The 19,257-nt window shown below is 57.2% G+C and carries 16 protein-coding genes (1 of these 16 running past the window's edge); 11 read left to right on the forward strand and 5 right to left on the reverse strand.

The annotated features are described in order from the left end of the window. The 4 genes from ACGY09_RS01290 to ACGY09_RS01305 all read left to right on the forward strand — a co-directional run. Window positions 1-626, forward strand: partial view of a histone deacetylase gene (locus ACGY09_RS01290; protein ID WP_397570174.1) — the 3' portion only. Its footprint begins 319 nt before the window's first position; only the last 626 of its 945 coding nucleotides appear in the window; its start codon lies off the left edge, out of view; the stop codon is at window positions 624-626. A gap of 1,234 nt (window positions 627-1,860) precedes the next feature. Continuing rightward, window positions 1,861-3,534: a phosphomethylpyrimidine synthase ThiC gene (thiC, locus tag ACGY09_RS01295; RefSeq protein WP_397571838.1), complete on the forward strand. Its 1,674-nt coding sequence runs from the start codon at window positions 1,861-1,863 to the stop codon at window positions 3,532-3,534. A 55-nt stretch (window positions 3,535-3,589) separates the two neighbouring features. Continuing rightward, window positions 3,590-4,894 carry an acetylxylan esterase gene (locus ACGY09_RS01300; RefSeq protein WP_397570175.1) on the forward strand — a complete coding sequence of 435 codons (1,305 nt, stop codon included), beginning with the start codon at window positions 3,590-3,592 and terminating at the stop codon, window positions 4,892-4,894. Between the two features lie 139 nt (window positions 4,895-5,033). Then, window positions 5,034-5,822, forward strand: a complete 789-nt coding sequence (locus ACGY09_RS01305) for an MOSC domain-containing protein (RefSeq protein WP_397570176.1) — start codon at window positions 5,034-5,036, stop codon at window positions 5,820-5,822. A 95-nt stretch (window positions 5,823-5,917) separates the two neighbouring features. Here ACGY09_RS01305 and ACGY09_RS01310 read toward each other — a convergent pair whose 3' ends face one another. After that, window positions 5,918-6,610, reverse strand: a complete 693-nt coding sequence (locus tag ACGY09_RS01310) for an ABC transporter ATP-binding protein (protein WP_373651874.1) — start codon at window positions 6,608-6,610, stop codon at window positions 5,918-5,920. Between the two features lie 338 nt (window positions 6,611-6,948). Here ACGY09_RS01310 and ACGY09_RS01315 point away from each other — a divergent pair, with 338 nt between their 5' ends. From ACGY09_RS01315 to ACGY09_RS01325, 3 genes are all read left to right on the forward strand, one after another. Next, window positions 6,949-7,905 (forward strand): sugar phosphate isomerase/epimerase family protein, encoded by a 957-nt coding sequence (locus ACGY09_RS01315; RefSeq protein ID WP_373651873.1) that lies wholly within the window; start codon window positions 6,949-6,951, stop codon window positions 7,903-7,905. 124 nt (window positions 7,906-8,029) lie between these two features. Next, on the forward strand, window positions 8,030-9,223 hold the full coding sequence (locus tag ACGY09_RS01320) for a serine hydrolase domain-containing protein (protein WP_373651872.1): 1,194 nt from the start codon (window positions 8,030-8,032) through the stop codon (window positions 9,221-9,223). Between the two features lie 104 nt (window positions 9,224-9,327). Beyond that, window positions 9,328-10,149 carry a DUF1570 domain-containing protein gene (locus ACGY09_RS01325; protein WP_373651871.1) on the forward strand — a complete coding sequence of 274 codons (822 nt, stop codon included), beginning with the start codon at window positions 9,328-9,330 and terminating at the stop codon, window positions 10,147-10,149. Between the two features lie 199 nt (window positions 10,150-10,348). Here ACGY09_RS01325 and ACGY09_RS01330 read toward each other — a convergent pair whose 3' ends face one another. Both ACGY09_RS01330 and ACGY09_RS01335 read right to left on the reverse strand, forming a co-directional pair. Continuing rightward, entirely contained in the window at window positions 10,349-10,828 is a 480-nt protein-coding gene (locus tag ACGY09_RS01330; RefSeq protein ID WP_373651870.1) for a histidine phosphatase family protein, read from the reverse strand. Window positions 10,829-10,856: 28 nt separating this feature from the next. Continuing rightward, window positions 10,857-12,209: a hypothetical protein gene (locus ACGY09_RS01335; RefSeq protein WP_373651869.1), complete on the reverse strand. Its 1,353-nt coding sequence runs from the start codon at window positions 12,207-12,209 to the stop codon at window positions 10,857-10,859. A 672-nt stretch (window positions 12,210-12,881) separates the two neighbouring features. On the opposite strand from ACGY09_RS01335, the gene nrdR reads away from it, so the two are divergent. After that, on the forward strand, window positions 12,882-13,343 hold the full coding sequence (gene nrdR / locus ACGY09_RS01340) for a transcriptional regulator NrdR (protein ID WP_373651868.1): 462 nt from the start codon (window positions 12,882-12,884) through the stop codon (window positions 13,341-13,343). A gap of 8 nt (window positions 13,344-13,351) precedes the next feature. On the opposite strand, the gene ACGY09_RS01345 is transcribed toward nrdR, so the two are convergent. Then, window positions 13,352-14,134, reverse strand: coding sequence for a phosphoribosyltransferase family protein (locus tag ACGY09_RS01345; RefSeq protein ID WP_373651867.1), 783 nt, complete (start codon window positions 14,132-14,134; stop codon window positions 13,352-13,354). Between the two features lie 631 nt (window positions 14,135-14,765). Between ACGY09_RS01345 and ACGY09_RS01350 the strand changes: the two genes are divergently transcribed. The 3 genes from ACGY09_RS01350 (at window position 14,766) to mraY (ending at window position 18,087) form a co-directional block, all read left to right on the forward strand. Further along, window positions 14,766-16,409: an SLC5 family protein gene (locus ACGY09_RS01350; RefSeq protein WP_373651866.1), complete on the forward strand. Its 1,644-nt coding sequence runs from the start codon at window positions 14,766-14,768 to the stop codon at window positions 16,407-16,409. Then, complete coding sequence (locus tag ACGY09_RS01355) at window positions 16,406-16,639, forward strand: hypothetical protein (RefSeq protein WP_373651865.1); 234 nt, start codon at window positions 16,406-16,408, stop codon at window positions 16,637-16,639. Before ACGY09_RS01350 ends, ACGY09_RS01355 begins: the two co-directional genes overlap by 4 nt. Before the next feature lie 344 nt (window positions 16,640-16,983). Beyond that, window positions 16,984-18,087, forward strand: coding sequence for a phospho-N-acetylmuramoyl-pentapeptide-transferase (gene mraY, locus ACGY09_RS01360; protein WP_397570177.1), 1,104 nt, complete (start codon window positions 16,984-16,986; stop codon window positions 18,085-18,087). Window positions 18,088-18,092: 5 nt separating this feature from the next. Here the strand turns inward: mraY and ACGY09_RS01365 are convergent, their stop codons facing one another. Next, the gene (locus tag ACGY09_RS01365; RefSeq protein WP_397570178.1) at window positions 18,093-18,950 is read right to left on the reverse strand and encodes a hypothetical protein; all 858 of its coding nucleotides are present in this window, start codon (window positions 18,948-18,950) and stop codon (window positions 18,093-18,095) included. Window positions 18,951-19,257: the final 307 nt, after the last annotated feature.

Below are 19,257 nucleotides of genomic sequence, written 5' to 3' on the forward strand. Positions count from 1 at the left end.
GAGCGGATGATGACCGAAGAGCACTCTGCCTGATCCGCCCGCCGGGTCACCATGCCCTGGCAGACGACGCGATGGGATTTTGCCTGTTCAACAATATCGCCCTGGCGGCGGACCACGCGATCAAGCAGCACCACCTGAATCGCGTTCTTGTCGTCGATTGGGACGTGCATCACGGCAACGGAACGCAGGACATCTTCTATCAGAGGGATGACGTCTGGTTTCTCTCCGCTCATCGCTCGCCATTTTACCCCGGCACGGGTCAGAAGGACGAAACCGGAACCGGCAAAGGCCTGGGAGCCACATTCAACCTGCCACTTCCGTTTGGAACCTCCCGCAAACACTATCTCAGCGGCTTCGAGTCGTTGTTGAACGACGCCGCGAAACGATGTCGCCCGGAGCTGATCCTGGTGAGTGCCGGTTTTGACGCGCACACCCTTGACCCGATCGGGTCACTGGGACTGGAGACAGAAGACTTCCAGGCACTGACAAAAATGGTCATCGACGTCGCAGAGACCTACAGCGGCGGACGTCTTGTGAGCTGTCTCGAGGGGGGCTACCACATTCAGAAGCTGGCAGAGTGCGTATCCGTACACCTGAAGACACTTCTGGAGTTCAAGACCGCATAGAGAAAACCAGCGCGACGGAACCAGACGAAGCGACCGAAGGAAAGCTCCGCCGTGTGATGACTCCAGCGAGAACTGCAGCCCGATCCCACCCCCAAGACGGTGAGCCCCCGCAAACCGACCTGCCACAGAGAAACAAGCGCCGCATGAAAAGACGGATTTCTGCCTGCCCTCACCATACGGCGAGGTACAGCCGGAAATCCGTCTCGATCAACACGAAGGCCTTGCGGCGAGGGAACGACGCCAGCGCGGGCTGAGTACCGATACAGCCAGCCCGCGGTTTGAGCGACATCCCGGACTTACCTTGGCGATTGCGCCCGCACCATCGCCACTTCGGCCGTGTTCGCCGAAATGGACGACTTTTTTGCAGGCGACTGCCGTCTGGCAAGTTGCGTCGAGCTGCGTTGCTCTTGAAGACTGAATTCCGGATCAAGCGAAGGGGCAGCCCCTCGATTAAGGCGATGCAGGCGCGATGGTTTCAGATCGTGCCAGAAGCTCGCACAGCCCAGATTCATCAACAGAGAACCCGCAAGGGCGCACGACATGATCGTTCGAGACGAAATCATCGTCGGGAACCTCCAACAGTAAAGGCGATCGTGACATGGTCCAGGGAGAGGTCGGAACGATAACCCAGAGTCGAATTCTCGCCAAGAGGAGTTTGGCGTCTGATTTGCAAGGCGAAACGGAATCCTTCGGACATTCTCCGCTCCGACAGCCACTGGGCCAGACTGTCCTCTCTCTATTAATTGTGAATCAATTGTGATTGAGCGGTCACTTCGCCGCGAACGGCAGGCAAAGAGCCTGTGAGAATGAGAAAAACGCTGATCAGTGACAGGGAACGCAGTCTGGTCAGCAGGTCGTGATCAGGAAAGGATTGCGAGTAAGCGTTTTCTACTGGACGAGCGACGTTCGCACATCACATAAGTTGTTCCCCCCTTTTGAAAAGTGAGCCGCAATGGAATACTATTGCAGCCCAAGCCACGCTTGCCAGAAGGACCTGACTGTCCGTCGCACGGACCGGGGCGTGAGACTTTCCACTCGCAAAACAGTTACGCCACTCGGGCTAACTCAAGAGAGATATTGCATGACGACAGAACGCACCTATCAACTTCCGCCGCTCGGGCAAAATCCATCAACGACGGCTCAGGGGACGACTCCTGGCAGTTTTGCGTTAAAGCCTGCATTAAAACCTGGTCGCGCAGGGGCTCTGACGTTTGCGTCGCCAGACACACCGGGAATGCCCGCTCCGTCTGAGAAAACGGCCTGGGACTTCATGCCGCTGGACTGGAAACTCAAATCGGGATACGGTCGTGACGCCGGGCAGCAGTCCCACGAACAGGCGGACGCCTGGGAGCCCCCGGCTGGTTTTCAGCCTGTCACCCAGCTCGAGTTTGCTCGCCGGGGAATCGTCACTCCAGAGATGACGCGAGTTGCCGAACGTGAACCGCATCTGACACCCGAGCAGGTGCGCGATGAAGTCGCTGCTGGGCGGATGGTGATCCCTGCGAACAAGGTTCACCTGCAGTACAAACTCGATCCCATGGCAATCGGACGGGCGTCAAAAACCAAAGTGAACGCCAACATGGGTGCTTCGCCGGTTTCATCGAGCACGGATGAAGAAGTCGAAAAGCTGAAATGGGCCGAACGCTGGGGGGCGGACACCGTCATGGACCTGTCGACGGGGGGCGATCTGAACGCCTGCCGCGACGCCATCGTCCGCAACAGCACGGTTCCAATCGGCACGGTCCCCATCTATTCGATGATCATCGGACGGCGAATCGAACAACTGACACCGGAAATCATTCTTGAGTCCCTCAAGGAGCAGGCCGCACAAGGGGTCGATTACTTCACGATTCACGCCGGTGTGCAGCGCGAGCACCTGCCATTCATCAAGAAGCGACTGATCGGGATCGTCAGTCGTGGTGGATCCCTCCTGGCGAAGTGGATGCTGGTGCACGGCAAGCAGAACCCGATGTACGATCACTGGGAATCGATCTGCGATATCATGCGTGAGTATGATGTCACGTTCTCAATTGGTGACGGATTGCGTCCGGGTGGATTGGCGGACGCTACAGATCAGGCGCAACTGGCTGAACTGGTGACATTGGGCGAGCTGACCGAGCGTGCCTGGCGGAAAGGGGTTCAGGTCATGGTTGAAGGTCCGGGACATGTCCCCTTCGACCAGATCGAATTCAACATGAAGCTTCAGCGACAACTCTGTCACGGTGCTCCGTTCTACGTGCTGGGCCCGCTGGTGACCGATATCTTCCCCGGGTACGACCACATCACCAGTTGTATTGGTGCCACGGCCGCGGGGTACCACGGCGCTGCAATGCTCTGTTACGTCACACCGAAAGAGCACCTTGGACTGCCGAAAAAAGACGACGTCAAACAAGGCTGTATCGCTTATAAGATTGCTGCCCACGCCGCAGACGTGGCATTGGGGATCCCCGGATCTCGCGATCGTGACGACGAATTGACCAAGGCACGAGCGGCACTGAACTGGGAGAAACACTTCGAATTGAGTTTCGATCCCGATACAGCACGGGCCTACCACGACGAGGATCTCGACGTCGACACCGATTTCTGTGCCATGTGCGGTCACGACTGGTGCAGTGTCCGCATTAGTAAGGAAATCGTTGAATTCTCGTCCGGCAAGGACGAACAGTACAAGTGGGAAAAGGCGAAAGTGACTGCGGCGCTCTCACCAGAGCAACAGGAGATTCTGGCCAAGCGAGGGGTTCTGTCGCCCGATGAAATCCACCGCTTGGCTGCGAAGACCAAGAAGGTGATGACGCCGCCAGCAGCAGACAAGGCTTCCTGCCACAGCGACTTCGTCGATGCGAACGTTGCCCGTGACTTGCAGAACAAAAAGTCTGATCTGGTGGAACTGACTATCCCACAGGGATAACTCATTCTAGCTGACGGCGTTTTTTGGCTTACAGTCTTGTGCTGAAAGTGAGTCTATGACGTTCAGAATCGGGTCGTTCGTACTGCTGGGAATTCTGGTTTCGATGATACCGGTGAGGGCTGCGGATTTCCCGGCCTTCGAAGCTCTGCCTGCAAGGGCAGAGCTTCCTGATCCGCTCGAAATGCTGGACGGGACCAAGATCACGTCCGCAACGGACTGGAACAGCAAGCGACGACCTGAGCTGAAGGAATTGTTCCAGCACTATATGTACGGCTATCTCCCTGCCAGGCCGCAGAAGTGGGTGGTCGAAGAAGTTCGCTTCACTGATCCGGCATTTCTGGACGGGAAAGCGACCATCAGCGAAAGCCGGTTGGCGTTTTTCGGTCCCGACCTGAAGCATCGATTGCATGTGATACTGGTGCTGCCGAATAACGTCCCCGCGGGAACGAAAGTCCCCGTGTTCGTGGGGATGAACTTTTGCGGAAATCACGCAGTCACTCACCATCCCAAGGTGCATGTCCCCGAGGCATGGGTTTATCGTTCCTGCAGCGGCTCAGAAAACGAACGAGCCACCGAACAGGGGCGGGGCGGCCAGACTCAGGTCTGGAATCTGGATCTGATCATCGACCGAGGATACGGCTTCGCCGGCTTCTATAGCGGCGATATTGATCCGGATACCGCGGACTTCGCCGACGGAATTCAACCCTCGTTTTATGACAAGGGGCAGACATCGCCGAAACCGACGGATGCCGGGACGATTGCCGCCTGGGCCTGGGGATACCATCGGGTGGTGGACTTCCTGCTGGAAAAACATCGTGACAAAATCGACGATCGGCGAATCGCCGTCGTAGGACATTCACGCAACGGCAAGACGTCAGTGCTCGCAGCCGCGATGGACGAACGAATCGCCCTGGCAATTCCTCATCAGGCAGGATGTGGGGGAACGGCTCCCGATCGAGTTGACATCGACCGGAAAGATGTCGAAACCATTCGACGAATCAATACGTCATTTCCACACTGGTTCTGCGACAATTTTCCGCTCTTCAATGAACGGCCGGACAAGCTTCCGTTTGACCAGCACTGCCTGGCCGCGCTCTGTGCTCCCCGTCCCGTGCTGTACTCCAACGCGGTTGAGGACCAGTGGGCCAATCCTGATGGTCAGTTCGAGATGCTGAAAGCGGCTCATCCCGTCTATCAATTGCTCAACTCAGAGGGACTCCGCGTCAGCAAAAAGCCGGAACTGCGCACTCTTGTCGATAGCCCGCTGGGCTACTACATCCGTCCCGGAAAGCACGAGATGAACCGTGAAGACTGGGGCATCTTCCTGGATTTTGCGGATCGCCATTTTCACCAGCCCTGATAGAAGACATGGACGGTGCCGAACGAATTGCACTCTGTACGGCAACCCAAGCCGTCGGCAGACACTTTCGCGCGGGCATCTCCTCCGAACACCGAGAGTTCGGAGTGGGCCTGTCGTTCAACGTAAGGGGGGGGACTGGATGCAGGCACATGTCGCGAGAGTGACCATTTTTCCGGTGAAGTCCTGTGATGGCAGGAGTTACGACTCAGCAACGGTGCTGGCCAGCGGCGCGCTGCAGCACGATCGCCAATTCGCCCTCGTCGACTCATCTGACCGGTTCATGACGGCGAAACGAACGCCACTCATGCACCGACTGCGACTGCAGGTTGACCCGCTGAAGCGGACGTTCGACGTCTCTCAACGCGATGGGAGTTTTCCACTTTCCGGTGAACTGGATCAGCAGGGTGAGCAACTGTCGGACTGGTTAACCGAGTACTTCTCACAGGACATCTCGATTGTCGAGAACGACACCACCGGCTTTCCCGACGACACCGACTCCAATGGACCAACCATTGTGAGTACGGCGACATTAAATGTCGTGTCAGAGTGGTTTGGGGGACTTCCATTGGACGAGGTCCGCAACCGGTTTCGAGCCAGTATTGAAATTGATGGTGTAGAACCGTTCTGGGAAGACAGGCTCGTCCTGCGCGAAGGCGAAGTCCAGCCATTTCTAATGGGCGACGTCCTGTTCGGCGGAACCAACCCCTGTCAGCGGTGCGTGGTCCCGACGCGCGATTCGCAGTCAGGAACCGTGACGCCTCCCGCATTTGCCGTCACATTCGGCAAGCAGCGCGAGGCGACACTTCCTGCCTGGGCCACGCGAGAGCGATACGATCATTTTTATCGGCTCGCGACCAACACCCGCTTGCTGAACCTGGGCTCAGGACGAATCCGCGTGGGTGATCCGGTCAGACTTGTAGACGCCTGACTCGGTTCGAACCGCGACGGACAGCAAATGGCCGAAAGATCCCCTGCCCGGTCGAACGGGATCTCTCGGCCATGATTTCAGACGAACAGCGCGCGTCAGCCTTTCCTGCTGACGAGTTGCCCTTCTTCGAGTTCATAATGGCGTGGAAAGCGATTGGCGAGTTCGAGGCTATGAGTCACACAGACCAGCAGCGTGTTCTGCTCGCGATTGAGATCCAGGAGGAGTGACCCGACGCTCGCCGCCGTCGTTCGGTCGAGGTTACCCGTTGGCTCATCGGCCAAAAGCAGAACGGGTTCATTGATGAGTGCTCTGCAGACCGCAACGCGCTGTCGTTCCCCTCCCGAGAGTTGTGCGGGACGATGCGTCAATCGGTCGGCCAGTCCCACACGATCGAGCAGTTTGCGGGCTCTCTCGGTAGCGGCATCGTCAGCCCCTTTGCCCGCGAGAGTTGGAATCAGCACATTTTCCAGAACGGAACACTGTGGAAGCAGGTGATGATCCTGAAAAATGAAGCCGACTTGCGAGTTCCGGAAGCGGGCCTGCTCCATTTCCGACAGATTCACCGCCTGTTGTCCGTTCAATTCCACGCGACCCGACGTCGGCGAATCGAGTGCGCCGAGAATATAGAGGAGCGTGCTTTTGCCAGAGCCAGAGGGCCCCGTAATTGCCAGCGCGTCCCCCCGTTCCATCTGGAGATTGACTCCGCGGAGAATCGACAGCGACCCCTCGGGAGTGGGATAGCTTTTCGTCAATTGTTCGACGATGAGAGTCGACGAGCTGGAAGTCATAGGGCTTCATTTCCTGGGTTATACGCGGGGGCAAAGTTCTGATTTCTCGGGAAGATCCGCCACGCGTTCCGGCGGACGCTCAGGAGCGGCAGATTCGGGATGCCGGATCGATGTCGGTACTTTCTGAACTCTGCCATGCACAGACTCTGAACTGTCAGACAACTCTTTTTCGCTCGGCCTCGACAAGGCTACGATCACTTTCGCGACGGGTGGAATCGAGTGCGAACATCTTCGGCACAAGTCCGCTGCATTTCCAGTGACTCACTTCCACCAGAAACAAATCCCGATCACAATAACATTCCCTTATCCATCCGTGGCTGACAACTGTAGGAATCAAGATGACAACTCATCGCGCTGACACGTCGACCAATCGTCGAAGTTTTCTCCGTCGCTCCCTGGCCGGCGCGGCGAGTCTTGCCGGCATCGGAGCACTCTCGAAGGGGAACTCGCTACGAGGAGCCGAACCGATACAGCGGAACGGCAAGTCGCACATGAAGCTGAGTCTCGCGGCCTACTCGTTCAGTAAGGTTCTTGTGAATCGAGGAACGCCTGAGCAACTGGCGGCGGCAAAATTCGATCTGGAACGATTCATCGATTACTGTGCCGATCATGACGTCGACGGAGCCGAGCTGACGGCGTACTTCTTTCCCAAAGTCATCACGCCAGATTACCTCAACAGTCTGAAACAGCGGACGTTCCGCCTGGGTCTGGATATTTCCGGGACGGCGATTGGAAATGATTTCTGTCTGCCTGACGGTGAGGCGCGCGAGCAGAATCTGCAAATGTGTCGGGAATGGATTGATCATTCGGCAGCACTGGGGGCCCCCGTCATCCGGATTTTTGCTGGGAATGTCCCCAAAGGGGAAACGGAAGAGGCTGCGCGGGAACGCTGCATCGACGGCATCAATCGCTCACTGGAATACGCAGCCACCAAAGGAGTCTGCCTGGCGCTGGAAAACCATGGGGGCATCACGGCGACCCCCGAGCAGATGCTGAAAATTATTCAGGGTGTAAAACCATCCCCCTGGTTCGGGGTCAACTTTGACAGCGGCAACTTTGCAACGAAAGACCCGTACGGCGACCTGGAAAAGATCGCTCCTTATGCCATCAATGCTCAGGTGAAAGTCGACGTCTTCCCCGACGGAAAGTCACAGCCGACTGACCTGGCCCGCGTGGTGAAAATTCTGAAAGCAGCGCACTACCGTGGTTTTCTTGTCCTCGAGTATGAATCGACAGAGGACCCGTTCGTCGCTGTCCCGAAACACTTAAAACAACTGCGGGAATTGATCTCGTAAACAGTAGTCAGGAGACATCCACGTTAGCGACAGCCCCGATTGCCAAAATGGGAAACTCTTCCTCAGGCACTTCGACGATCTGGCGAGGGACCGTCGGGTTCCTCGCCCTTACGAAGGTTCATCTATGTCCCGGTCAGCTCCAGTGCCCCACAGGTCACTTTCCTGGTTCATCTTGCTGGCGGGGTCGCTGGCGGTCTCGGCCCTGACCGTCGCCGCTGAGGAGCCGGGAGGCGCAGCAGTTCCCCCCAACCGATTGACATCGAACAGAGAGCTCGAGGACCGGCTGACACCTCTCCTCCAGAAACACAACGTTCCAGGAATCGTGGGGGGGGTGATCGAGAATGGTCAGCTAACCGCGGTGGCCAGTGTCGGACTCCGTAAAGCGGGATCGCCGGAACCGATCACGATCAATGACAAGCTGCATCTGGGCTCGAACACCAAGGCGATGACGGCAACCCTGCTGGCCCGACTCGTGGAAGAGAAACGGATGACCTGGGAATCGACCATCGGTGATATTTTTTCCGATCTGAAGCCAGCTCCCCATCCCGACTATCGCAACGTCACCGTGATTCAGCTTCTCAGTCATCGCGCAGGACTGCCAGCCAATACTGCCTGGTGGTCGCTCGGGAAAGGCTCACGGGTCCAGCAGCGTCAGCGTCTGCTGGAAACAATCCTCGTTGAACCCCCGCTGCATCCCCCCGACAGCAAATTCCTTTACTCCAATGTCGGCTACGTGATCGCTGGTCACATGGCAGAAAAAGTCACGGGAAAATCCTGGGAAGACCTGATGGTCGAATATCTCTTCAAGCCGCTGAAGATGCCGTCGGCCGGTTTCGGCATCCCGGGTTCCATCGGAAAGGTCGATCAACCGTGGGGGCATCAGATCACGGACGGAAAAGAGAAGGCGTTGCAAATTGACAATGCCCCGGCATTGGGGCCTGCCGGGACTGTTCATTGCTCGCTCCCTGACTGGTCACATTTTGTGGGCATGCATCTGGAAGGTGCACGAGGTACCAGCCAATTTCTGACGCCCGGATCGTTTCAAGTTTTGCACACTCCGGTGAGCGGCGACGAGTTTGCATGTGGCTGGGTGGTGACCGATCGGAAATGGGCGAATGGAACGGTGCTCACTCACACGGGAAGCAACACCATCTGGTTCGCGATGGCGTGGATCGCTCCGGAACTGAACGCCGCCTTCCTGGCCGTGGTCAACCACGGAGATGAGTCCGGTCGCAGTGCGTGCGACGCCGCAGTCGTGGAACTAATCGGGTACCACAAAGATCAGGTCAATCGGCGCGTTCCAAGTGCGGACCAGTAGACTGTCGCAAGGATTTCTGCTGGCGACGACCAGGCCGCCAGAGTCAGGCTCTTACGCGAAAACACTCATCTTGACCGGATTTCGATCAAGTTTATACTCCGCGCATGCGTTACGCCCCGCTGACGATGTGCCTGGTGTTCCTGGCGGCTGCTTCCGTCACAGCGGCCCCGTGGAGTCGCCTGACAAGCAGTATTTCGCGGCGACTCGGACAGGATCGTTCGACCGCTTCCCGCTGGGTCGAAGAACGAGACCTCGACCCGTACCTCATTCGATCCGAATTTCCGCTCGGCGACGTGCAGGAACTGGTCGCGGATCTGGGAGATCTTCAGGCTGATCTGGAGTCGATACTGCGGCTCGAATGTGAGCCGCGTCCCATCCAGGTCTATTTGTTTTCCAGCAAACGCAGCTATGACCAGTATCTGCGAATTCGGGTCCCTGAAGGAGTCAACCGGCAGGCGCTTTACGTTCCTGGAACCGATGCGGGACGCGTTTACGCCTATCGTCAGAGTGAACTCGACATCGATGTCCGTCATGAGACGACCCACGCGTTGCTGCACAACGCCTTACCTTACGTGCCGATCTGGATTGACGAAGGGCTTGCGGAGTACTTCGAGGTTCCGGCCGCCTCACGCGTCAAAGGCCATCGGCACCGAAAAGAGCTGCGTGACGCAATCCGCTTCTCACGCTGGAAACCCAATATTGAAGGATTGGAAGCCAAGCGGAAGCTGATGGACATGAATGCCAATGACTATCGAGACTCGTGGGGCATCGTCCATTTCATGCTGCATGGTCCCGCCGAAGCCCGGGAAGCGCTTTACACGTATTTCGAAGAGATCCAGTCGGGAGCGGCACCGACACCGCTGAGCCAGCATCTCAAGCAGCGGATCCCGAATCTCAGTCAGGCAATCATCGACCACTTGAAGTGACCTTCCGGTCGAGAAGGGTCGAGTGGCCGCATCAGGTGACGGCAACGAAAAACGGTGATTCCCGTCATGTCACTGATGGAAACCAGCCGTCAGGAAGCCACGGGTCGCGGATTGCTGAGCCAATTCCCGCCGCCTGACACCTTCGCCGTACGGATGGCAGGCTGATTGTGGCCAGAAGACGCACAGTTCCGTCGTTTGGTTACGTGAACCACATCGGATCAACGTGCCATCGCAGCGCCCCGCCATGCCTGACAATCGGCCCCGCGAAATCAACGCGTGCGATGCTTCCCGGCAAGTACTGCACTCGGCCGCCGCCGAGCATCTCTGAAAGACAGCGACTCATATCAGGTTGATGGCCGATGCAGAGAACTCGCTCGGCTGCGGTCTTTGCAACACGCTGCAGTAACTGGTCGACATTCACTCCAGGAGCAAGCGTCTGTTCCAGTCTCACCTGGACTCGCTCGGTACCAATTTCCGCGGCAATCGTCCGGGCGGTTTGCTCGGCCCGGACGAGGGGGCTGTGGAGAATCAATTCTGGTGGCGGCTCACGATCCATCAGGAATCGTGTCAGTCCGGCGAGCTGACGTCGACCGTTTTCGGTCAGTGTTCGACTGAAGTCGTTCGCCGCTGCATCAGGGTCGACGGCTTCACCGTGTCGTGCCAGCCACAGATTTAGCATTTCCACTCCCCCTCCGGCACTCCCTTAACTAATCCTTCTGAGACTCCTCGCGAGGTTCTGTTGCTGCGAGGTCTTCAAGTTCCTCAGGCAACAGGTCGGGCCTTACCGTTTGGTGCTCTTCTTCCGTTGGACTGAAGGGTGGAGCACTCGGCAAATTCGAAGTTGATTCAGGGGGACTGACGGGGGCTGATTTCGCTTTTACAGGTACGTCTGACTTCAGCGCCTCTGCGGGAACTGGCACTTTGGCTGCGGCGATGATTGGACTCGCCTTGCCAGCCTCAGGATTACCCGAAACAGGTGTGATCAGAACGTTGCCATTCTGTGCGGATCCCTCTGAGGACGCAAGCTTGCCAGCGCTGTCCGAGGTCTGTGTGGAAGCGGTGGTTTGTGGCTTGCTCACAACCTGCTGTGGTGCAGGAGCACGGTACGTGCCGGATGCCACATAGACCTTTGGATCATCGACGATCCAGCGAGTCGACCATGTCCGACCGTCATCCTGGTTCACGATATTGAAGAAGAAGGTGCTGGTCTGCTCGCAGCGGTACCCATACGGGAAGTTCGAGTAGAGGTGGTCGCGAGCGGTAAGCCGTTCAACCCCTTCGTGAGCGTAGTAGTGGACTCGGCCGTCAGGTGTGATCGTCATACCCAGCGTCCACCAGCCGGGCCGCGTGATTTTGGGACCGGGAACGTCGTTTCCATTCTGATCCGACCGGATCAGCAGCATCGCAAAGTCTTCGCTCTGCCCGGACTTCTCCTTGAGGTTCAGTTGGATGAAGAATCCTGGCCAGTACTGCTCCAGTTTCCGCGTCGATCCAAATGACTTGAACAGACGTCCGACGTTCTTCTGCTTTGTGATCGTCGTCGTACAGTCGGCGCGGAAGCCAAAGTGACTGCCGTGACGGCGTTCCCACTTATCAAAGGGAGGAATGTAGACGTGGGTCACATAGCTGGGGGTCCATGAAGCGGGAATCATGTACCCGAGCTTGTGCTGAACTCCCGCGATCAAATCGTCCTGTTGAAATGTGTAGGAACGCTGTCCGGGAATCCCCGAGTTCAGTGTCTGCATTCCCAAGGCCCCCTTGCTGCCGGGAACCCCGCCTGCCGGTGCCTCAACCCGGCTGACAAAGTCGGGAGTCCCCCGGTAGAGACTCTCAAGGAACAAGCGGTTGTTCGAGAAGCCCGACGGATGACGTTCGGTCTTGTCGAGATTCGCGCTTGCCTTGGGCAAGTTCAGGTTGAAGGCCCATTCGGGATCCTCGAAGTCATCGAAGACTTCAATGATCTGTTGCCCGGTCCCAGGAACAACCTGAGCCTGCACAGGCATCACCAGGTTTGGAAATGCGAATGCAAAGATAATCCCAATTGTGTTACGAAAATTCATGTGAGGCGTCCTGTTCCTCAAAAGTCCCTTTGTCCGCTGCGACAGGGCAACGGTGCGTGAGGCCAATCGATTTGATTCACACTGGCTATGCAAATTCAGCGCAGCAGCCGTCACGGCCACACGCGTTAGATTCCTGAAGGAAGCCGGTCCGTCATCGCTCCACGATGACTTTTCCGATTAGGTCGACTCTGCCACCGCATTGCTGCGGAAAGCCTTGCAAGAAAAGGGCTTCCGTTCGGTGTCTGATCGATGTATCGGATCGAAATTCGACGTCGGTTCAATCAATTCGACCTCACTGCGATCAACAGAGCCCGGCGCATTTTCACAATCGCTATAGCCGTTATTTTTTCTCAACCGAGTGCAAACAACATCCTCTGAATACGAAATCTGTGCGGTAACCCATTGTCATTTCATGGTTTCGGTAGTAACGTGGACCTGCGGCGAGCGTGTTGAATCCATGAAACCGGCTCGCAGGTCAGGCGGGCGCCCGTTCTCATACCCTTCGGATCGCGATGCAGAGCAGTTTTCCGCGGTGTGAAGAGGACGAAAGGGCTCCGTCGTCGTGTCCGTGCCGCCCAGACGGGCGATCCGTTGGCGAATGCCGACAACGCCAGCGGCCAATGAACGAGGCCGGGATGGTGCCGATGCACCAGTGAAGAGGGAGCGAAAACCATGATGTGTCCGTTTTGTCGGCATGAAGATACGAGCGTCATCGATTCTCGGGCCAGTCAGCAATTCGTCATTCGTCGACGGCGTAAATGTCTGGGCTGCGAACGTCGCTTCACGACCTACGAAAAAATCGAAGAGTCACCGCTCAAAGTCGTCAAGAAAGATGGTTCCCGGGTCCCGTTCCAGCGCGAAAAAATTAAAGCGGGACTGGAAAAGGCTTGCTACAAACGCCCCATCAGCGACGAAAAAATGGAAAACGTCATCTCAGAAATTGAAGCCAATCTCTACGAGCAATTCGATCGTGAAGTCCCCTCTCGGGAAATTGGCGAGAAAGTCATGGAAGCGCTCCGTCACCTCGATCATGTCGCTTTCGTCCGTTTCGCGTCGGTGTACCGCGAATTCAAAGACGTCAATGACTTCGTCGAAGAGCTTCAGCCCATTATCCGGGGCGATGCCCGGCGCTGACGAATGGTCTAGCGCCGCAGCGGACTGACCGCGACGACCGCCACAATCACCTGGCTGGCGCCCGCCTGCTTGAGACTGCGGGCTGCGGCACTGGCGGTGGAACCGGTTGTCAGAATGTCATCTACCAGCAGAATTCGTTTTCCCGCGACCCGCTGCGCCAGCCGGACCGCAAAACTTCCCTGCTGCTGCTGACGGCGTACGGGTGTCGGACTGGTCGCCTGCTTGGGAGTTCGTCGACTCTTCATGAGGATTGAACGACTTACCCCGACCCTCAACTGACGTGCAACGTGACGCGCCAGTTCTTCGGCGGCGTAGTGCGTATGCAGAAATCGCCGCGTCCAGTGTTCGGGAACGGGAAGTACCAGGTCCGGTCGACACTCCTCGAATGCGAAACGTTTGCGGTTCACGAGCAGCGTTGCCAGCCCCCGCGCCAGACTTCCACCTCCCGCAGCCTTGGTGCGAAGACACGCCATTCGCATCTGGCCGTCGTAAATTCCCAGTCGGATCAGACGATCAAACGCAAACTTTTCCCGCCGGCATTGTCCGCAACCTTTGTCGAGATTCGCAAAGGGCCCCACAGGTGCCCCGCAGCGAGGACATTCAGCGTGGGTAGGCGGACAGAGTTGTGCCAGGCAGAGGTCACAGAAATCGGCATCCGCTGGCGGAATTTCGCGTCCGCACAGAAGACAGGCTGGTGGATAGACAAAGTTCAGAGCCGCATCGGAAAGTCTCAGCACTGATTGTGAGACATGCTGAAGGTATCCCTCTGCTGTTTCACGCAAATGAGACACGGCAGACTCCGGCGAAAAATTGGAATTCAAACAGAAGCGTACGCAGGAACGACATTGACGTCAGCGGAAGACAGGGGGCTCCACGGGTCTCCTCACGTTACCGCCGCCGAGGCGTTTTGGCATCCCTCGGACGACTGCCCGACATGATCGGGATTCCACTCCACAACGCGAATCCAAGACTCCGCCGCAGGACCACGCGGCCATTCCGACCAGCACCCTGCCCTGTGTTCGCTGCGAGTGGCAACGGGGGTTCAGGGCAATTTCTCACTTTGCGTATGATTGATTTCGCATTCCGCGCTGTCCCCCATTCCTGCCGGATTCCTGACGCAACTTCTCGGGATCGAGGATGAACTCTGCATCACTCCCCTTGCGCATCATTTCGTTGGAGACGGCTCGCGATACTGTCCCTTGCGCTTCGCTTCTGTTCCGTCCGCAGCCATCATTTCCCGATCTCTCACGCCGTTCGTGGCTATTTTTTAGCTGTGTCGCGTGGACGATAAACAGGGCGGGATGTAAGCTCCCAAGCGAATAGTCGCGGTCAGGATGACTTTTCCGGCAAGTCGGTTCCGGCAAACTGGACCGGACTTTGCAACTGGAACTCGACGATCGGATCAACATTGCGATTGGTGCTATGACATATCTTACGACGGTTGATTACCTGGTGATTCTCTCGTACCTCGCAGCGACGATGGTGCTGGGACTGTGGGTTGGCAGCTACGTCCGAAGCGGTTCGGATTTCTTCCTCGCAGGACGCAGCCTTCCCTGGTGGGCCGTGGGAATGTCGCTGGTCGCCACGGATATCGGGGGAACCGACCTGATGGGCGTCGGCGGCGATGCCTACCGCTACGGAATTGCGATGGGCAACTTCGAGTGGATCGGGTGTGTCCCGGCGATGCTCATTGGAGCCTTCATCGTCATCCCTCACCTGTGGCGATGCCGTGTCACCACGATCCCCGAGTACCTTGAACGCCGATTCAGCATTCAACTGCGGTCCTCGGTCGCGGCCTGCTGGCTCTTCCTGGGGGCATGCAATCTGGGTGTGATGTTACTTGCGTCGGCACTTTTCATGAAAAGCCTGGCGGGTTGGGACGTTTCCCTGTGCATATTACTCACGGCCTTTCTCGTCGGACTTTACACGTGGTCAGGCGGACTGGGTGCGGTCGTCTATACTGACGTGCTGCAGGGACTGGTGATGATCGGGGGCTGCCTGATGTTCCTTGTGATTGGCATTCAGGACGTCGGAGGAATTACGCCTCTCTTCCAGAAAGTCCATGCGATCGCGATCGAGCAGGACCGGCAACTGGAGCAGCAGGAAGAAATGGCCAGAAAATCGGGCCAGCCGACTGTGACCCGAAATAAGTCGCGACATCCCCGTCCGGCGGATCAGTCCGACCATTTGTCACTCGTCCTACCCGTTGATACGCGGTCTCCCGCCCCCTGGCCGGGGGTGCTGTTTGGCCTGGCACTCATCGTCGGTCCCGGTTACTGGCTGGGCAATCAGACCATCGTCCAGCGAGCACTCGGATCCAAGTCCGAATATGACGCCAAAGCCTCGTATGTCTATGGAGCCTTGATCAAGAATCTGATTCCGTTCATCGTTGCACTTCCGGGTCTGGTCGCCCTGGTCAAGTTCCCGGAGTTGGGACACGAACGGGCGGATGTGGCATTGCCGCAACTCGTGGGATCGCTCTTGCCGGCCGGCTTTCGAGGATTGTTCGTTGCCGCGTTTATGGCCGCTTTGATGTCGAGTGTCGATTCGTACCTGAACTCGGCCACGACTCTGTACGTCAATGACTTCTACCGCCGCTTCTATCGGCCAAATGCGGACGAGGGACAGATGCTGGCAGTCGGACGCTGGACGACGGTGGGATTCGTCCTGTGGGGAATCTATTTCGCCTTCCAGCTGCTCGCACTTCCCACCGGCATCTACACGATTTTCCAAACCTTGCTGTCATTCTTCCTCGGCCCGACCCTGGCGGTTCTTCTCGCAGGAATGCTGTCCCGACATGCCTCTTCTGATGGAGCCTTAACCGGCTTCTTCGCGGGGTTACTGACCTCGGTGGGACTGTTCGTGATGAATATGCCAATCGTTTGCCGCTGGCTGAATACGCCCCCCCTGTTTCAAGTCGGACAGCCGTATCTCTATTACTCGTTCTGGTCGTTTGTGGTCGCGATGATGTTCATCGTCGTCTTCAGCTATTTCCTGAGATCAGACCCACCTGAGAAAACACGCTACGCGATTGGCGGGACCATTCCGGAAGGAGGTGCCAAGTGACACTCTTTCACTGGATTGGCAATACGTTGCGAGAGCAACTCGATCTGATTCCGCTTTCTACCGCCCGATGGCTGATGATCGGACTGTTTCTCGGTTTGATGTTCTGGGTCGTTCAACTTCCGACCGACCAGACCAACCCGAGTGACCGGACGGCCAGATGGACCGACGATCTCAAGATCTGGGCTTGGCTGGCTTTGATAATTCAGATACTGATCTACAGCCTGTTTTGATCCGGTCAGCAAAGCGGACGGGCCTTGATGGCCTGCCCGTCATGCGCAATGCGGAGCAGGATTCCGAGTGCCCCACAACGGTCTTGGACAACGGTGCAATGACAGGCGAATACCGTGCAGATCCCGTCGCTGCAGACCGCAGTAACCAGAGCTGTCGCGGCGACGGTTCAAGGCAGCGTTCGTAGAGTCGCTCTGTGGTGCTGGTAATCGAGACTGAAACCATCGCCGCAGCGGGACACCGCCGGTCTGTTCGCAACCGGTTGCCGAAACCGGCAGTCGTCCGTGACATTTGACGTCCGCATGCAGTCCCTGACAACAAGAAATCTCCTGGGCGTACTTCCCCGATGCTCGTCTGGTTACTGAACTACTACGGATCCGCCGTCGAAAGCCTCGCGGGAGTCTCCACGGGGGACTCACGTGTCTTCCTGACGATTCGTATTGCGCTGGCGACACTGATTTCGTTTACCACCGCATTATTTTTTGGCCCCTACGCCATCAAATGGCTGAAACTTCGTTTTCGCGAACGAATTGTCAGCGCATCGGCCCGGTTGAATGAGCTGCATTCCGCCAAGCGCGATACCCCGACCATGGGGGGAATCTTTATCGTGCTGTCGATCGTTGTCGCCGGAGTCGTCTGCGGTGATTTGAGTAACCGGTATCTGCTTCAGTCACTGCTGGTTGTGATTGCTTTCGGAGCGATTGGAGCCCACGACGACTGGATCAAGGTGACGGGCCGCGGAAGAGGCCTTAGCGTCCGGCAGAAATTTTTCTGGCAATGGGTGATCGCGCTAGGAATAGCCACCCTGCTCTACTTTGTTCAGTTCGAAAAGCCGCGCGGGCTGGAACTGGTCTTCCCGATCGGAAAAGCAGGACTCTCTCTCGGCGTACTGTTCATCGCCTGGGCCGCCTTCGTCATGGTCGGAAGCTCAAACGGAGTCAATCTGACGGACGGTCTTGATGGGCTGGCCAGCGGTTGCCTCATTTTTGCGGGGTCCGCATTTACGGCCCTGTCGTACGTGTCAGGGCATCGAGTCATGGCCGAGTACCTGAGTATTGCTCACATGACCGGTGCGGGTGAACTGGGAGTCGTGTTCGGGGCCCTGGTCGGTGCGATGCTGGGATTCCTCTGGTTCAATTGTCACCCGGCTCAGGTCTTCATGGGTGACAGCGGTTCGTTACCGACGGGGGCTCTCCTGGGATATGGAGCGCTGGTGACCCGACAGGAACTTCTGCTGTTGATTGTCGGAGGGGTTTTCGTTGTCGAGACGCTTAGCGTTATTCTGCAGGTCGGATGCTACAAGCTGACGGGCAAACGGGTTCTGGCGTGCAGCCCACTGCACAACCACTTTGTTTTCAAAGGCGAACCGGAAACGCGGATCGTTGCTCGCTTCTGGATCGCGGCAGCGCTGCTGGCAATGGTCGGTGTCGCCAGCCTCAAGATTCGCTGACAGAGTTACCAGAGTTTGCTGGCAGGCAGCCGCAGATTGCTTTGCTTCTTCTGAATTGCCTCATTGGCTTTTTTCACGACGCGACCTTCCTGTGCCTGGATCAGGTTTTCCAGATCGTGCCGCGCCATCTCGCCGATCCCCTTGGCGACATCGCCCCGTATCTCACCAATCCGTTTGACCCGCAGGTTGCGCAGAAACAGTTCCACTCGCCGCACAGTCGGTTCGAGAACAAGATCAGGCAGGAAGCTTTTCGGATTGGGTTCAGCCCGAATCACGATGTCGCAGTGGGCAACGATCTCGACATCCGCGTCGGAGATGGTCGTAAAGTTCAGGCCCTTGACCCCCAGAACCCAGTGCTCAAAATCGGTTCGGCAGCGAAGCTTCGATGCCAATCGGACGTCAAACTGAAAGTGGCCCACGTCGAGGGGGCGAATCTGGTCGATGACAAGTTTGAGCAGACGGTCGGGTTCGATCAACTCAACCTTAAACTTGTGCCAAGCCCCGTGATTGACTCTCCGCTTCCGTTCGGTCATACGGATGTTGAAACCGCGCTGCTGGATCTTGACGCCATCGAAGATTTCCGTCGTCTTGTCCCAGTGCTTTCGATCTTCATATTCGTGCGGGATCGCCGTCAGCAATACCGTCCGAAGAATCTCAGACCAGGTGGGCTGTCCCTGTATTTCGGGTCCATTGAGAATGTCGCTGTCGTGGACAGGAGTCGAACTCTCGGCTCGGGGCAGCTCTTTCGCCCCCTGCGGTTCGGTTTCAGCGAGTACCTCATTGGAAAGATCGGGTCCCAGGAGGCAGAACAGAAGCCCGCAGACACCCGCGATCCACGTTCGTAGTGCTCGTTGTGCGATCATGAGGACATCTACATCCTGACAGGAGCGAGCGGTCAGGGAGCCTGTTCCATCGGTCTCGACTCCCCGAGAGGCTGCGAGGCGACTGCTCATCACCGCACAGTCCCGGCAGTGATAGCACATCAGGAGGAAGTTGGCTAAGTCTTTTGAACCGGAACGCCAAAACGTTTCCCTCGGAATTCAGTTTCAACCTCGCGTATGCCCGAACGAGATTCAAATCTGGAGCGGCACCACCGGCGGTGGAACATTGCGAGCGTTCGTTTTTACGAAGTCGGCATGGCGATAGTGGGCCACATGAAGTTTGAAGCGA

The organism is Schlesneria sphaerica, from assembly GCF_044336245.1.
Lineage (GTDB): Bacteria > Planctomycetota > Planctomycetia > Planctomycetales > Planctomycetaceae > Schlesneria > Schlesneria sphaerica.

Excerpts from the sequence above, each read along its gene's own strand:
- thiC (WP_397571838.1), top strand. The coding sequence starts at position 1,861 with ATGCCCGCTCCGTCTGAGAAAACGGCCTGGGACTTCATGCCGCTGGAC.
- ACGY09_RS01365 (WP_397570178.1), bottom strand. The coding sequence starts at position 18,950 with ATGATCGCACAACGAGCACTACGAACGTGGATCGCGGGTGTCTGCGGG.
- ACGY09_RS01350 (WP_373651866.1), top strand. The coding sequence starts at position 14,766 with ATGACATATCTTACGACGGTTGATTACCTGGTGATTCTCTCGTACCTC.
- ACGY09_RS01330 (WP_373651870.1), bottom strand. The coding sequence starts at position 10,828 with ATGCTAAATCTGTGGCTGGCACGACACGGTGAAGCCGTCGACCCTGAT.
- ACGY09_RS01320 (WP_373651872.1), top strand. The coding sequence starts at position 8,030 with ATGTCCCGGTCAGCTCCAGTGCCCCACAGGTCACTTTCCTGGTTCATC.
- ACGY09_RS01300 (WP_397570175.1), top strand. The coding sequence starts at position 3,590 with ATGACGTTCAGAATCGGGTCGTTCGTACTGCTGGGAATTCTGGTTTCG.
- ACGY09_RS01310 (WP_373651874.1), bottom strand. The coding sequence starts at position 6,610 with ATGACTTCCAGCTCGTCGACTCTCATCGTCGAACAATTGACGAAAAGC.
- ACGY09_RS01315 (WP_373651873.1), top strand. The coding sequence starts at position 6,949 with ATGACAACTCATCGCGCTGACACGTCGACCAATCGTCGAAGTTTTCTC.
- nrdR (WP_373651868.1), top strand. The coding sequence starts at position 12,882 with ATGATGTGTCCGTTTTGTCGGCATGAAGATACGAGCGTCATCGATTCT.
- ACGY09_RS01305 (WP_397570176.1), top strand. The coding sequence starts at position 5,034 with ATGCAGGCACATGTCGCGAGAGTGACCATTTTTCCGGTGAAGTCCTGT.
- ACGY09_RS01335 (WP_373651869.1), bottom strand. The coding sequence starts at position 12,209 with ATGAATTTTCGTAACACAATTGGGATTATCTTTGCATTCGCATTTCCA.
- ACGY09_RS01325 (WP_373651871.1), top strand. The coding sequence starts at position 9,328 with ATGCGTTACGCCCCGCTGACGATGTGCCTGGTGTTCCTGGCGGCTGCT.
- mraY (WP_397570177.1), top strand. The coding sequence starts at position 16,984 with ATGCTCGTCTGGTTACTGAACTACTACGGATCCGCCGTCGAAAGCCTC.